This is a genomic window from Enterococcus alcedinis (assembly GCF_014635985.1).
Taxonomy (GTDB): domain Bacteria; phylum Bacillota; class Bacilli; order Lactobacillales; family Enterococcaceae; genus Enterococcus_I; species Enterococcus_I alcedinis.
In genome coordinates this window covers 113,645-129,817 of sequence record NZ_BMDT01000003.1, presented here as the reverse complement: position 1 = coordinate 129,817, position 16,173 = coordinate 113,645, and the positions used below count along the sequence as shown (strand labels likewise).

Sequence of the window (16,173 nt, the reverse complement as noted above, 5' to 3'; positions counted from 1 at the left end):
CTCCTTTATAACGTTTGCGTGCCTTCTGAGACGTGTTTTTCTACAACTTGATCGTCTTGATGTAAGACAATCGTCGCATCACCTAATCCTGTAATCGTTACTTCAAATGATTCGATCGTGGTACGTACGACTGTAACTTCTCCAGCCTTCACTCCTGCTACATCATAGACTGTTGTACTTGCTTGATCTTGTAATTCATAGACATGAATACGTGTGTTTTTTGCGTAGTCATATTCTGCTTGATTATCAATTGATCCTTCCACAATAATTTGGTTCGGTTGTACAAGTAATGGTAAATGGAAATAGTCATAGTTTTCTTTGTACCATTGACCACCAAGGTATTTTTTATCTGTTAAGTAATCCGTCCAGAGTCCAACTGTTTTTGGAACATAGAAAGAACCTTCACCAGTATCATTAAAGATTGGAGCTACGAGTAAACTATCACCCAACATGTATTGACGATCAAGTGAATGTGTCATCTCATCTTCTGGGAATTCTAATACCATTGGTCGCATCATTGGAATTCCTTTATTCGCAGTATAGACCGATTGTGCTTGTAAGTACGGCATTAATGATAGCTTTAACTTTGTAAATTTACGCGCCACATCAACCGCTTCTTCACCATAAATCCATGGCACTTTATATTCCCAACTGCCGTGGTAGCGACTATGAGAAGAAAGTAAACCAAACTGTGTCCAACGTTTGTACAGATCTGGTGTTGCTCCTGCCTCAAAGCCTGAGATGTCATGACTCCAATAACCAAAACCACCTAAACCAAAGGATAACCCAGCACGCAGTGATTCTGCCATTGATGGGTAATCAGACGTACTATCGCCACCCCAATGCACTGGTAAGCGTTGTGAGCCGACAGATGCTGAACGAGCAAAGACAATTGCTTCTCTTTCACCTTTAACTTCCTTCACCGTATCAAAAACAATTTGATTATATAAATAAGCATAATAGTTATGCATTTTCTCTGCATCCGAACCATCAAAATAAATCGCATCTGTTGGAATCCGCTCACCAAAATCTGTTTTAAAACTATCGACACCCATCGCCATTAAATCTTTCAAGTGACCAGTGTACCACGCCACAGCCGCTGGATTAGTAAAGTCCACAATCGCTAATCCTGCTTGCCATTTATCCCATTGCCAAACATCGCCATTCTCACGTTTTAAGAAATAACCATTTTCCATCCCTACATCAAATAGTGGTGATTTTTGACCGACATACGGATTAATCCAAACACAAATTTTTAAGCCTTTATTTTTTAAACGTTGCAGCATCTTTTCTGGTTCTGGGAACGTTCGTTCATCCCAAATAAAGTTACACCATTCATACTCTTTCATCCATAAGCAGTCGAAGTGGAAGACTTCCAATGGAATATCTCTTTCAAACATGCCATCGACAAATGAATTAACCGTTTCTTCGTTATAATCTGTCAAGAAAGATGTGCTTAACCATAAGCCAAACGACCATGCAGGTGGTAAACTTGGTTTCCCTGTTAAATCTGTATATTTTTCAATGACAGCCTTCATGTCATCACCGGCAATCAAAAAGTACTCTAATGATTGACCAGGATTACTAAATTGGACTTTTGAAACTTTCTCACTACCAACCTCAAATTCCACACGATCAGGTGAATTAACAAAAACACCATAGCCTGCATTACTAATGTAAAAAGGAATATTTTTATACGATTGTTCCGTCCCTGTTCCGCCGTCTGCATTCCATAAATCAACACTCTGACCATTTTTTACGAAATGTGTAAAACGTTCACCTAGACCATAAACGAGCTCACCGACGCCGATATTTAACTGCTCACTGATGTGTGTTTTCCCCTTTGGATCAATGACTAGCGCTTTACTACGAGGATTACTAGATGTTAACAAACGATCTTCATAGTAAAAAGAAGTCGTTAATCCTTCACCTTTTGTAATTTCTACTCGTAACTTCCCAGATTGGAAAGTATATATCTCTTCATTTTCAGTAATAACTGGCGTGATTTCTTCCGTAAACAATTCAAATTCAGGCGTTTTGGCTTGAACGCCTTTGTAGTTATATAATTTAATACCGACGATATCTTCTCTTGGTGACTTCACTTCCATTGTTAATAAACCACCATCTAACGTTGCCCCTTTATTTGAAACATAACTATAAGGTAAATACAATGTTAATTGGTCCTTTGTTTGACGAGCATCGTATACATGCACCGCAAATTTGACTTCATATCCTTCTTTAAATAACCATCCACCATCTGAATACTTCATTTTCTTCCTCCTTGAGTTTCAATTAAATGTAAAGCGCCTAAAACACCTGAATTATTATGATGTAAACATGTAACTAATGGCACTTTAAAATCGTGCCAATAAGGATTCTGTTCTAATGCTTTTTCGATTATGGGAATTAATCGGTCGTTTTGACTAATGCCACCACCAATTAATATTTTTTGTGGATCAAGTGTCACGGATAAGTTATAAATTAAAATACCTACATAATGACTCCAATTTTCAATCACTTCGTGTATGCCTGGTTGATCAATTTCAGAAAAAATAGCTTCTTCCTGTATAAATGAATCTCCTTTAACTCGACGATACTCCGTCATTAGTGCACTTGTTGAAGCAAGCTCATGCAACGAACGATAGCTGTTTTGGTGAAAGTCAGTCACCATCATTCCAAATTCACCACCACGAAAATGAGCGCCAGATAAGATCTGACCATCTACAACAATCGCACCTCCAACACCGGTTCCAAGCGTTAACAAGACAAATGATTCCGTTTCTTGAGCATTACCCGAATACATCTCAGCTAATGCAGCACAATTAGCATCATTTTCAATAAAAATAGGATACGTTTTTACTAGACGTTGCGATAATTCATGACAAATATTTTTACCATGTAATGGTGCAATCGCCCCGGAATAAACTGCTTCACCTGTTTTTTGATTAATAAATCCTGGAAAACTTAAACCAATAGCTGTTATCTGATACGTCTTCTCAATCTCTGCTATTAACTGGCAAATCGGATCGAAAAAATCATCGATACTTTGACGTTGAGTAGTAACTTTCCCTTGAATTTCCCATTGTCCAGCAGTATTAAAAAGACCATATTTAATATACGTTCCACCGACATCTAAACATAGACGCATTTATTAAACCCCTTCCATTACAGCGCTTTCAATTGTTCAACTTCATTATATAAAAGCTCTCTTTAAAAACCTACCACCTAATTTAGACATCTATACAGTTAAAACTAGTTATTTTCAAGAAAATAAAAAAACATCTGACTTTTGTTAGATGTTTTTTATCTATACATTCTAAAAACTAAAGTGTAGATAGATTTTTGCCATAGTTTAATTTTTCCGAAATTCATTCGGTGAAAGATGAAAATGGTTTTTGAATTTTTTATAAAAATAATCAACATTACTATAACCAACCATCTCAGCGATTTCATAAACCATAAAATTCGAGTGTAATAAAATATCTTTGGCTTTTTCCATTCGAATTTCTTCCAAATAAGCTAAGTAGGTCTTTCCGGTTTCTTTCCGAAATTTCTTCCCCAAGTAAGCACTATTATAATTAAAACGTTCACCAATAATTTTTAAGGATAAATCTTTTTGGTAATTTTCTTGCGTATAATGCTTCATTTCAGAAATGATATCTTGGCTATTTAATTGGTTCGACACATCCAGTTGTATTTTTTCAATTTCTTTTTTCATTAAATTAATTAATTCAGTGATGGATTTCGTTTGGTAAATATCACCTTGTACATCTTTGGATTCCCAAATCAATTCGACTGAAAACTTGCTTTGAATATGCTGGGTTAACCAGTCTAAATCTTGCAGCGCTTGCCATTTGATCGCTTCTTCTGGTTTTTGTTGATAAAAATAATTTTGTTTATATGGTTCCCATAAATTTAGAAGTTGATTAATATTTAAAAATTGTTTGAGCATTTCTTCAAGTAAGTCGTCCTCAAATGACATCTTTGCTTTTTGTTTTTCTAAAAAAGTATAAGAAAGTTCTCCTTTAGGGTAGAGGTAGCGATATTTTTTGAGCTCCGAGATAACTGAGACAAGCGGTTTTAAACTATGCTTAATCGGCATCCAAGGCGTCACAATAACCGCTTCTCGACCAACTTCTTTTAAACCTTGCTGAACAATCTCGTGATTCGCTAAAAAAAGCTGGTAATATTGCTTTTGATGATAAAAATCAAGGACTTTAATTTCTGTAGGATGATCTAGATGATTGACTCCTTGACTGCGGGCACTTTGGGACTGAATCAATTGACCATATTTATAGGATTCAAAACCAGTCTGGTCTTTTCCAAATAATTTCTCTAATACCATATATCGTTCTTCTTCTGCTTTTTCCTGATCGACTTTTTTAGAAAGTTCTTCTAAAATAATTAATAATTCATCTTCATCAATCGGTTTGAGCAAGTATGATGCCGTTCCAAGCTTAATAGCTTGTTTGGCGTATTCGAAATCAGAGTAACCAGATAAGATAATCGAATGAAAATGAAATCCCTCTTCCTGAGCCTCTTTAACCATTTCCAATCCTGTTTTGGCTGGCATCTGAATATCTAGCATCACTAAATCAGGCTGATATTTTCGAATCATCTCCAGACCAACTAATCCATTTTCTGCGGAAGCAATAATTTGATAACCAAGTGACTCCCAGTCGACAACATAAGGAATCCCTTCGCGTATCGCAGCCTCATCATCAACAATTAACACTTTTTTCATTTTATTCCTCCAATCTCCTCTATTTATGACCTGATATCTATTATGAGCTAGTTTCTAATTTTCGCAAACAATTTTCGAATGGCAGAAAAAGAGAGGGAAATTGTAAAAAGACATAGACACTTTTACAAATATTCCTTCTCTTATTCGACTAAGCTAATTTAATAATTTTAACTCCATATGGCGCAACTGTTAAATCATTCGATACGTTTTCATCCGTTAATAAATCTTGCCCAACGATATCAATCGACAGCTGCTGTTCTTTTCCTAGATGATTTAAAATAAATTTAAAGCGACCATTGTCATTGCAACGTTCAGTCACTTCAATGCCTTCTGGTAGATACAGGGACGTTAGTGTCGTTGCTTCTAGTATTTGATTAAATAATGTTTCCATTCCCTGATCGTCTAACATAGTTCCAACGTAATAAGCTTGTCCTTTTCCATATGAATGGCTCGTAATTACCGGCATCCCTTGATAGAACTCGCCTTCCCCATAGGTTGCAATAGCTTGTGCGCCTTCTAAATGAATAATATCGCATAATAGCGTGCCATGCCCCATTGTGTCAGTAAAGTGTACCGGGATTTTTTTACTCATCGGCATCGCATCAAATTCTTCCACCCAAATCCCCGCAACTTCTTTTAGTGGCCCAGGATAACCACCCAAATGGATGTTATCATTTTCATCGACAAGTCCACTCATCGTTGATGTTACGAAAATACCACCATCTTTCGTATAATTTTCAATTTTTTGTGCGGTTTTATCATTTAATAAATATAAGCATGGCGCTAAAATGACATCGTATTGTGAAAAATCACTATCAATCGCAATTAAATCGATTGGAATATTACGTTTGTATATTTCTTTATAATAATGGTGAATTTGGTCAACATATTTCAATTCAACGTTTGGCCCAATCGCGTATTCTAATGCCCAGTAATTATCCCAATCAAAAATCAAACCGATTTTAGCTGGCGTGCGGGCATCGAGCAACGCGCCTCCTAATTTTTGTAATTCATTACCTAATTGAGTCACTTCTCTAAGAACACGGGTCTCTTTATTACCAACATGACCAATTACAGCACTATGGAATTTTTCGCCCGCCCCGACTGATTGACGCAATTGGAAAAACTGAACCGTATCGGCACCATGAGCAACTGCGTGATAACTCATCTGTCTCATTTGTCCAGGTCGTTTTAAAGAATTAAATGGCTGCCAATTTTGTTGATTCGGTGTTTGCTCCATCAACATGAAAGACTGCCCATCTTTTAAACCACGCATTAAATCATGCATCATACTCGAATAACTAAATGGTGTATCAAAGCTTGGATACGCATCCCAAGAAACAATATCCATTTCCTTTGCAAATTCAAAATAATTCAACGGTTTATAGGCACCCATTAAATTGGCCGTCACTGGCGTTTTAGGATCGAATTCGCGAATCGCTTCTCTTTCATCAATAAAATTCTGCATAATCGATTGAGAGTTAAAACGTGAATAATCCAAAGACAACCCGGCAAAAGAAGCTTTGCCGTTTGGAATACCATCTCCTAAATAATTTGGAGGAACAATCTCTTCAAGTGAATAAAACGTATGACTCCAAAAATTAGTATTCCAAGCTTGATTAATCGCTTCAATCGTATCGTATTTTTTCTTTAACCAGATACGAAATGCTTTCGCACAGTTATCACAGTAACATTCTCCACTATATTCATTTGAAATATGCCAACAAACAAGATTTTCTAAATGTCCATAACGCTCTGCAATTTTATTAGCTAGACGAGCACTATACTTTCTAAACGTCGGGCTATTCGGGCATGCGTTGTGTCGATGCCCAAATTTATGAGGAATTCCATAAAAATCGGTTCGATTCACATCAGGATAGCGATGACTCATCCAAGCGGGCAAGGCTGCAGTAGATGTCCCCATCACGATTTGATAGTTATTTTCCACAAGCATTTCAACAATGTCATCTAACATTGTAAAGTCATACGTTGATTCATCTGGTTGTAACAACGCCCATGCAAAAACATTTATCGTTGCCGAGTTCATCTTTGCATCATTAAAAATCTGCATATCTTCTAGCCAAATTTCTTTAGGCCACTGCTCTGGATTGTAATCGCCACCGTATAGCATTTCTTTGAATACTGCCATGTTAATCTCTCCTCTTTATAAGTCGTTCGTTAAATTGTCACCATTCGTTTCAATCACTTTTTGATACCAATAAAAACTATCTTTCGGAATCCGTTCCAGCGACCGTTCTTCTTGATTGTCACGGTCAATATAAATAAAACCGTAACGTTTTTTATACCCATTTAACCAACTTAATAAATCAGTAAATGACCAAGCACAATAGCCTAGAACTTCTACTCCATCAGTAATCGTTTTTTGCAATTCAATTAAATGATCCTTTAAATAATTAATCCGATAATCATCATGAATTTTTTTGTCTTCCGTTAATGTATCTAGCGCCCCTAAACCATTTTCGGTAATTAGAACTGGCAAGTCATACTCCGCATAAACTTTACGTAAAGCCACCCGGAAACCAACCGGATCAATTTCCCAACCCCAATCGGTTTTTTCTAAATGTGGATTTTCGATTGTTTGGAACATACCACTTTCAATCGTAATTTCTCCTTCTTTTGCTGCCATTTGATAGGGATCGATACTCGAATATTCTTTTTCTTTAGCTTCTTTCGTCAGTTCTTCCCATTGATTCGTTTTTACGGTTCCACCATGGTAATAATTAATTCCTAAGAAGTCAGGTTTCACCGATTGCAATAAGTTTTCGTCTACTTCTGTCACTTCTGGTGCAATACCCATTTTTTTCAATTGTTTCATCATGAAAACAGGGTATCTTCCTTTACAATAGACATCTAGCCACCAACGATTATTAAAAGTATCCCCATTTTCAGCCGCTAGAACATCTTGTGGATGACTACTTGCTGGATACGTTGCACCATAGCCAAAACTTGGACCAATTTTCCCTTTTGGCACAAACTCACGAAAAGAGGCTACCGCTTCTGCATGTGCTAAATTAATCAAATGATTGGCTTGATACATGCGCTTCACATCACTCACTTTTGGTGGATGTGCTTGCCAGCGATAACCCAGTGCTGTAAATACATTTTGCTCATTCATCGTAATCCAGTAAGTTACTTTATTAGCAAAACGCTTAAATAGCACTTCACAGTATTTTTTAAATGCTTGAACCGTTTCACGGCCTTCCCATCCTTGATATTTTTCTTGTAAGGCAAGTGGTAAATCCCAATGATAAAGAGTCAACAGTGGTTCAATCCCATTTTCGATCAATTCATCAATTAAATCTTCATAAAATTGGACACCTGCTTCATTCACTTCTCCTTCTCCATCAGGTAAAATCCGAGCCCAAGAAACACTAAATCGATACGCTTTTAAGCCCATTTTTTTCATCAATTGAACATCTTCTTTATAACGATGGTAGTGATCAACCGCTACTTTACCATCAGTATTTTCAAAGGTATTTCCTGGAACTTGTGCATATTGATCCCAAATTGTCAGACCTTTCCCATCGGTATTCCAACCACCTTCAATTTGATAAGCAGCTGATGCCGCACCCCATAAGAAATTATCTGGAAAAGAATCAAGTTTCGAATGATACATATTGTCCTCCTAATTGTTCCGTTTTTTATAATAAAGCCTTTACATTTATTATACGGATTCGTACAATGAAAGAGCAATCTCAATTTTTATGCATAAAATTACAAAATTTGAAACAGGTGAATCTGATGCGTTATAGCTTTAGTCAAAAAATTCGTAGTCTTCCTTTATTCGTCGACAGCCTCGGCTATCAATGGCAACAAGAATCCATTAAACGCCCAAAAGGCTATCACTACGTCCATTGGTTACATACTCAAAAAGGTGAAGGTATCGTAGAAATCAATCAAAAAAAATATCATTTAACTGAACACTCAGGTATTTTAATTAACGAAGGCGTTCCCCACAATTACTATGCCCTGTCAGACGATTGGACGACGGCCTATTTTACTTTTGGCGGTGTCCTCATCCAAGATATGATGAATTTACTTCAGTTTGGTGATTATCAATTGTTAAATACAAACGTTCCGACGATTGATCGTTTCATTTCAGAATTGCTCGATCAAGAGATAAAAGAACACATTGAGTATCAATACGAAGCTTCTGGACTAGTCTATCAATTTTTAATGTTAATCAAAAATCATACCGATCGAAAACATTACTCAAGTGCTAAATATCAGCAAATCGTTCAACCAATTTTAAACTTGATTGAAACCTCTTATGCAAGTGACTTGAGTAATCAAAACATGGCAGACATTGTTGGTTATACCCCTCAATACGTTAATAAAGTTTTCAAAGAACAAATCGATATTAGTCCCACACAATATTTAGCGAGTTATCGGATTCGAAAAGCCAAAGAGCTAATGATTCAAAAAAACAAAATGAGCATCGAAGAAATAGCCCTTCTTGTCGGTTTTCAGACGGTTAACTATTTTATTACCGTTTTTCGTAAACAAGAAAAAATTACGCCTTATCAATTCAAACAATCCCTGCAATAAGAAAACAGGTACGTATCAAAATTTCGATACGTACCTGTTTTTTTATGCTTTTAACTCTTTTGTTGAGCAGGACAAAAAGTGTAGCGACTGCGGAGATAAGTGTCCTTAGAATAAAATCAAAAAACGATTTTTTCTAATGCCCTCTTGTCTCTTGTCGCTGAGCACACTTTTTATCACCTTTGTTGAACGGGATAATTGAAGCTATGACTCGTCACCAAACGCTTCACTTATCACCTTTGTTGCGCTATAGACCTTCTGATAAACCAGATAAATCTTTTGATATTTTTCCACGTTTTGTGGGTTTGGTGTTGCGCCTGGTCGGTAGTTGACGAAGGTTTCTGAGCAAGCTTGTAAGTCTTCAAACCAACCGAGTCCTGTGGCGGCTAACATTGCAGCGCCTAAGCCGGGTCCTTCTTCTGCTTCTAAACAGACGATTTCACTATTGAAGATATCGGCTTGCATTTGTAGCCAATCCGAATTTTTGGCGCCTCCGCCGACGGAGACGATTTTTCCAAAAGTTTTACCGGCAATGGTTTCCATTAATTGTTGGCTATCTTTTAACGAAAAGGTAATGCCTTCTAGTACGGATTTTGCAAAATGCGTTAGCGTATGACTCGTATCGATGCCAATAAAGCTGCCGCGAATCTGGCTATCAACATGTGGCGTGCGTTCGCCGACAATGTACGGTGTAAACAATAAGCCACCTGCTCCGGGTTCAATCGTATCAACGCCTGCCAAAAGTGTTTCAAAACTTTGATCTTTCGCAAAGGTATCTTTAAACCAGCTCAAACTATGACCGGCAGCTAGTGTGACACCCATTGAATAATAGCAGTCCTTAATGCCGTGGTTAAACAAATGCAGTTTGCCTTGGTACGTCGGTAATTGTTGATCTTCGTAGGATAAAAAGACGCCTGATGTCCCGATGCTCACCATACCGATATCGACAGTTAAAATCCCGGCACCAATCGCTGCACAAGCATTGTCTGCCCCACCAGCAAAAATTTTGACTTCTTGCTGAATCCCATATTTTTCGGCTAAAGGACGGTTTAATGTCCCTGTTTGTCCACTAGAATCAATCAAGGTTGGCAAGTAGTCCGTTGGAATATTAAATTGTTCAGTAATCGCTTGTGACCACTCTTTTTTGGCAACATCCAATAAGAGCGTCCCAGCTGCATCGGAATAATCCATATGCATCGTACCGGTCAACCAGTAACCTAAATAATCTTTCGGTAACAAAATATGGCGCACTTGTGCCCAAAGTTCGGGTTCGTTTTCTTGTATCCATAAAATTTTAGGTAAGGTAAAACCTTCCAACGCAATATTTTTCGTAATCGCTAATAGTTCGTCACCGAAATCGGCCATTATGCGTTCACATTGCGTCGTTGTTCGTACATCGTTCCATAAAATCGCGTTGCGTAAGACACGGTTGTCTTCATCAAGTACGACTAAGCTGTGCATTTGTCCTGAAAAACTAATACCTGCCAACTGCTGACCGAAATCAAGCACGGTTGCGCTCAGTTGTTCAAAGACACTTTCGCACGCTTTTAACCATTCGTTGGGGTCTTGTTCGCTATAACCAGATGCCGGATGAATCAAGGGATAGTCGGCAGTCGCACTGCCGACGATGGTTCCTATTTCATCCATTAATAAGCCTTTTAAGGCACTTGTTCCTAAGTCTAGTCCTAAAACATATGCCATTTTCTTTCTCCTTTATGCTTAGAATAAATAGTCGTTCAAACGAGATTTGACGAATTCTAAATGACTCGATTCTAATGTAATATCATCATTTTCAAGCGCATATGCGGTTAAGCTTTCGAGGTCTTCTTCACCAGCGACGATTTTCGCGCCGATGCCTTCTTGATAACTCGCATAGCGTTTTTCTTTTAAGTCATCAAAGAAACGGTCTTCTTTTAATGCCGCAGCAGCTTTTAATCCACGAGCATATGTATCCATTCCGGCAATATGCGCTAGGAATAAATCATCCATTTCAAAAGAAGAACGGCGAACTTTCGAGTCGAAGTTGATGCCCCCAGGTGCGATGCCGCCATTTTCTAAAATTTCATACATCGCAAGCGTTGTATCAAAAACATTGGTTGGGAATTCATCGGTATCCCAACCAAGCAATGGGTCGCCTTGGTTAGCATCAATTGAACCGAGTGCATCATAGGTACGTGCGACATTTAATTCGTGTTCAAACGTATGACCTGCAAGGGTTGCATGGTTGGCTTCTAGGTTTAATTTGAAGTCGCCTTCTAAACCATATTTCAAAATAAAGGCCATCGATGTTGCGGCATCAAAATCATATTGGTGCGTTGAAGGCTCTTTTGGTTTTGGTTCAATCAAGAATTGTGGTTTATGCCCAATCTTCTCACCGTAAGCAATCGCCATTTTAAATAAGCGTGCAATGTTGTCTTGTTCAAGACCCATATCGGTGTTTAATAAGGATTCATACCCTTCGCGACCGCCCCAGAATACATAGTTTTCACCACCAAGTTTTTTACTAATATCCAAGCCTTTTTTCACTTGAGCCGCTGAATAAGCAAAGACATCGGCATTGTTTGAAGATGCTGCTCCATTGACAAAACGTGGGTGTGAGAACATATTCGCCGTATTCCAAAGTAATTTAATGCCCGTTGCATCCATCTTTTCTTTAATTAAATCGGTAATTTCGTCGATATTTTGGAAGAACTCTTCTAGTGAGTCGCCTTCTGGAGCGACATCAATATCATGGAAACAGAAATACTCAACACCTAATTTTTCTAAAATTTCAAAAAAGGCTTCTACGCGATTTTTTGCTGTTTCCATCGGTGTCTCGCCCCACCAATTACGGATATTGACTGGTTTACCAAACGGATCGGAACCGTCTTGTGTCATTGTGTGCCAGTAAGCGACGGCAAAGCGTAAGTGCTCCTTCATCGTCTTACCAAGGACGATTTCCTCTGCATTATAGTGGCGAAAAGCAAACGGATTGTCTGACTTGACCCCTTCGTATTGAATCTTTTCTACATTTTTAAAATAAACCATTTTTGTTTCCTCCTCATTTTTATTTGATAACTCCTCGAACATTCGTTATATTGATGTGGAAAGGAGCGTTTTTAATGTTGAATGAATTTGAACTGATTGCACACGACCAAACAAGTGGCGTGCACGCCTTCTTAATTGATATGAATTATCGTCGACCACACTTACATACTGATTTGGAATGGATTTATGTGTTGGATGGTCAGCTGACGCTCACGATTGAAAATCAAACCTTACATATGAAGCATGGCGAACTGATTGTCATTAACTCTTGTCAATTACACGAACTAACGGCAATAGAAACGGCTAAACTACTGATTTTACAATTGAATACAAAAGAATTTGATGCTTTTTTCCCACAGATCAATGAACTCTCTTTTGCTCCACAAGTACTTTCCAATCACAACAACACCCATTTTCAAGCGCTTCGTTTTTATTTTTTCAAAACGTGTTTGGCTTTTTTCGAAGAACAAGCATACGTTGCACTCGAGTGTCATGGTTATGCTTCTTTAGCCTTGGCCGAACTACTGCAATCTGCCACGTTTGAACGGATTCCTGAAAATAAACAAGGTGCTCACCTCGTTCGCCAGGAGCGGATTCGACGGATTAGCCAATACATTTATCAGCATTACCCTGAAAAAATACGATTAGAAACCCTCGCCAAACAAGAAGAGTTATCGGTCAATTACTTGTCGCATTTTTTTCAGCAAAATTTTGGCGTGTCTTTCCAAAATTATTTAAACATGATTCGCTGTGAAAAAGCCCATTACTTATTAACACATACCGAGCATAGTATTTTAGCAATTAGCGAAATGACGGGCTTTTCAGACATGCGCTATTTAAATAAAGCCTTTAAAATGAACTATCATTTATCACCCAAAGATTATCGTAACCAACAAAAAACAAAAAGCGTCCTTTTCAACGGTCCACAAATAGGCGAGCAACAAATGATTCACTCTAAATTTGAAAGCATTCATCTCTTGAAAAAACTATTTCATGATTTGAAACCAAATGAAACGCCTTCATCACTTTAATAAAACGTTTTCACTTATGACACTATCTTAACAAAGCCTTTTTCAAAAAGCGTGAACGTTCTTACGCTTTTGTATAGACAATCTTGATATTGCCATCAAAAAGACATCTTTTTTTACTATGATTTACTTAAGGAGGGACCGTATGCAAAAACTATTAATTGTCGATGACAACCAACAGATTACTTCGATTTTAGCCGAGTACGCTAAAAAAAATTCATACGACGTTTTGCTTGCTTACGATGGGGAGACAGCGCTAGAAATTTTCCATAATGAACAACCAGACGTCGTTTTACTCGATGTCATGATGCCTAAAAAAGACGGGTTTGCGGTCTGTCGAGAAATTCGCGAGACATCGAATGTACCGATTTTAATGATTACCGCTCGTGGCGAAGATTTTGAACGCATTATGGGACTAGAGATTGGCGCAGACGATTATATCGTCAAACCTTTTTCTCCTGGTGAAGTCATGGCTCGAATTAAAGCCGTCATGCGTCGGGTGCAACAAGATCCCGTCAACACCCAACTTTTTTCTTTCCATGATTTGACGATTAATTTAGAAAATTATACCGTTACCGTTGATAATCAACCGATTTTACTGACTAAAAAAGAATTGGATTTGCTGTGGACACTTGCTAGTAATCGCAAGAAAGCTTATTCGCGAGATGAACTGTTGAACTTGCTTTGGGGCTTTGATTATTTTGGCGATACTCGAACCGTTGATAGCCATATTAAACGGCTACGTAGTAAGTTAAATCAAGTCGACCATCCATTGTGGGATATCAAAACCATTTGGGGTGTTGGTTACAAATTCGAGGTTTTAAGCGATGAAAATTAGTAAGATTGCGTTAAAACTCGCCAGTTATTTCGTCAGTGCCTTGTTATTATTTGCTTTAACGATTGGGACTGTCTTTTTCTTTTTATTCCGTGACTATACCATTGACGTTCAACGCGACGAGTTAGTTCATTACGCTGAAGCTTTAGCCGATGCTTTTTCTGACCAAGAAGACGCCTCACATCATGAACAAATGATGAGTAGTAGTGATGATTATTTGAAGTTCATTGAAGAAGTCGCTGGCAACGACGTTTGGTTAGTCGATCGCGATTTCAATCCACTCGCAACGAGTACGATGTCGCGCAATCGTGGCAACGCGTCGATGAATTCGCACAGCAATCCACTACCAATCGAGATTGTCCGTATTCTTCCAGACGTCTTTCAAGGAGAAACAATTATCGATGAAGGGTTTAGTGAGCAACTACAGCAAAAAACCTTAACGATTGGTGTTCCGATCACAAATAACCAAGGTGAAATTTGGGCTAGTGCCCTACTCCAATCACCGATTAGCGGTTTAAATACCGGCGTACAAAAAGGGCTAGGTATTTTTGCCATTAGTTTATTGATTGCTTTACTACTCGCGCTTATTTTTGCCTTTTTCTTATCGTATTCTTTTACCAAACCATTGTCCAAAATGAAAAAGACGGCCTTACAATTAGCCCACGGAGATTACACGGCTCAAACGAAGCTCACACAACAAGATGAAATTGGCGAATTATCCGAAACGATTGATACTTTGGCTATTCGCTTGGATGAAGCCAGTCAAGAAAGCCAGAAGTTGGAACAACTACGTCAAGATTATGTAGCAAATATTTCTCATGAGCTACGCACACCGGTCACGGTTTTACGTGGCTCACTTGAAGCACTGACAGAAGAAATTGTTACCGATCCACAAAAAATCAAAGAATACCATCAACAAATGTTTATTGAAGCGACCTTCCTTGAACGACTCGTTGGTGATTTACTCGACCTTTCACGCTTACAAAATTTGGATTTTCAAATTGAAAAAGCACCGGTTAGCTTACAAGAAATTATCGCGGATACGTTACGCAGTGCTCGACAACTCGGACAAGAAAAAGAACTGACTTTCGAGACGCAACTTGAAACGGCCCCTCTTCTTTTCCTTGGGGATTACGGTCGTTTACGTCAAATGCTGTTAATTGTTTTAGATAACGCGATTAAATTCTCACCCGTTAACGGTACCTTAAGGATTGAATTCACACAAAATCGTTTAACGATTAGCGATCAAGGTGAGGGGATTGCAGCCGAGGATCTGCCTTATATTTTTGACCGTTTCCATAAAACCTATGGTGAAAATAATAAAGTCGGTACTGGTTTAGGCTTAGCGATTGCCCGACAAATTGCAGAACGCCATCAGATTCTTTTAACAGCTGAGAATCGTCCGACAGGTGGTGCACAATTTATTTTTGATTTCTCAAATCTCACAACCATTGATGTCACCACTTTAGACACTTTTTGACACATCTTTGCCACACTTCTTTCGTATAATGAAGTTATAACAAATAAACAATTATGTAAGGAGTGTTTTTTTTATGAACAAAAAAATAAAGATTGCTCTTGCAGCAACGATCATCTTAGCAGCTGGTGTGACTTCTGTTTCGGCTTTTGCTGCATCAGACAATAGGAATGACAATTCGGACTCTTCCTACAACGACACATGGGAATCAGGACGCCAAAATCATTTGGATGAACAAGTCCAACTTGGCAATCTAACGCAAGAAGAAGCCAATGAAATGAACGAACGAATGGATAATAACCAAGGTTCTTGCCATGGTGACAATGATGGTTTTATGAATCGCATGCACAATAATATGCGTAGCTCACATCGCGGAATGATGGGTTATTAATTAAAAATCAGATCAGCCCTTACGAAAATACTCGTAGGGGTTTTTCATTGTTCATTTTAAATAACTGTCGTTTCTTTAAAATCATTCATCAAAAAACGTTTGACA

At 38.1% G+C, this 16,173-nt stretch carries 12 protein-coding genes; 5 read left to right on the top strand and 7 right to left on the bottom strand.

The window, feature by feature from the left end; translation table 11 throughout:
- Window positions 1-5: 5 nt before the first annotated feature.
- The 5 genes from yicI to IEV09_RS05185 all read right to left on the bottom strand — a co-directional run bounded on the left by yicI (window position 6) and on the right by IEV09_RS05185 (window position 8,381).
- A complete protein-coding gene (gene yicI / locus IEV09_RS05205) occupies window positions 6-2,270 on the bottom strand; it encodes an alpha-xylosidase (RefSeq protein WP_188367210.1) in 2,265 nt (754 codons plus the stop codon).
- Entirely contained in the window at window positions 2,267-3,148 is an 882-nt protein-coding gene (locus tag IEV09_RS05200) for an ROK family protein (RefSeq protein WP_188367209.1), read from the bottom strand. Before IEV09_RS05200 ends, yicI begins: the two co-directional genes overlap by 4 nt.
- A gap of 204 nt (window positions 3,149-3,352) precedes the next feature.
- Window positions 3,353-4,744: a response regulator transcription factor gene (locus IEV09_RS05195; protein WP_188367208.1), complete on the bottom strand. Its 1,392-nt coding sequence runs from the start codon at window positions 4,742-4,744 to the stop codon at window positions 3,353-3,355.
- Window positions 4,745-4,892: 148 nt separating this feature from the next.
- Window positions 4,893-6,893, bottom strand: a complete 2,001-nt coding sequence (locus IEV09_RS05190; RefSeq protein ID WP_188367207.1) for a beta-galactosidase — start codon at window positions 6,891-6,893, stop codon at window positions 4,893-4,895.
- 15 nt (window positions 6,894-6,908) lie between these two features.
- Entirely contained in the window at window positions 6,909-8,381 is a 1,473-nt protein-coding gene (locus tag IEV09_RS05185; RefSeq protein ID WP_188367206.1) for a glycoside hydrolase family 1 protein, read from the bottom strand.
- A gap of 65 nt (window positions 8,382-8,446) precedes the next feature.
- Between IEV09_RS05185 and IEV09_RS05180 the strand changes: the two genes are divergently transcribed.
- Window positions 8,447-9,313: an AraC family transcriptional regulator gene (locus IEV09_RS05180; RefSeq protein WP_188367205.1), complete on the top strand. Its 867-nt coding sequence runs from the start codon at window positions 8,447-8,449 to the stop codon at window positions 9,311-9,313.
- 201 nt (window positions 9,314-9,514) lie between these two features.
- Here IEV09_RS05180 and xylB read toward each other — a convergent pair whose 3' ends face one another.
- Both xylB and xylA read right to left on the bottom strand, forming a co-directional pair.
- The gene (gene xylB / locus IEV09_RS05175) at window positions 9,515-11,011 is read right to left on the bottom strand and encodes a xylulokinase (protein WP_188367204.1); all 1,497 of its coding nucleotides are present in this window, start codon (window positions 11,009-11,011) and stop codon (window positions 9,515-9,517) included.
- Between the two features lie 18 nt (window positions 11,012-11,029).
- Window positions 11,030-12,337 (bottom strand): xylose isomerase, encoded by a 1,308-nt coding sequence (xylA, locus tag IEV09_RS05170; protein ID WP_188367203.1) that lies wholly within the window; start codon window positions 12,335-12,337, stop codon window positions 11,030-11,032.
- 74 nt (window positions 12,338-12,411) lie between these two features.
- Here xylA and IEV09_RS05165 point away from each other — a divergent pair, with 74 nt between their 5' ends.
- The 4 genes from IEV09_RS05165 (at window position 12,412) to IEV09_RS05150 (ending at window position 16,068) form a co-directional block, all read left to right on the top strand.
- Window positions 12,412-13,368, top strand: a complete 957-nt coding sequence (locus tag IEV09_RS05165; protein WP_188367202.1) for a helix-turn-helix transcriptional regulator — start codon at window positions 12,412-12,414, stop codon at window positions 13,366-13,368.
- A 142-nt stretch (window positions 13,369-13,510) separates the two neighbouring features.
- Window positions 13,511-14,203 (top strand): response regulator transcription factor, encoded by a 693-nt coding sequence (locus IEV09_RS05160; RefSeq protein ID WP_188367201.1) that lies wholly within the window; start codon window positions 13,511-13,513, stop codon window positions 14,201-14,203.
- Window positions 14,193-15,680 carry a sensor histidine kinase gene (locus IEV09_RS05155; RefSeq protein WP_188367200.1) on the top strand — a complete coding sequence of 496 codons (1,488 nt, stop codon included), beginning with the start codon at window positions 14,193-14,195 and terminating at the stop codon, window positions 15,678-15,680. Before IEV09_RS05160 ends, IEV09_RS05155 begins: the two co-directional genes overlap by 11 nt.
- Before the next feature lie 73 nt (window positions 15,681-15,753).
- Window positions 15,754-16,068 carry a hypothetical protein gene (locus tag IEV09_RS05150; RefSeq protein WP_188367199.1) on the top strand — a complete coding sequence of 105 codons (315 nt, stop codon included), beginning with the start codon at window positions 15,754-15,756 and terminating at the stop codon, window positions 16,066-16,068.
- Window positions 16,069-16,173 lie beyond the last annotated feature (105 nt).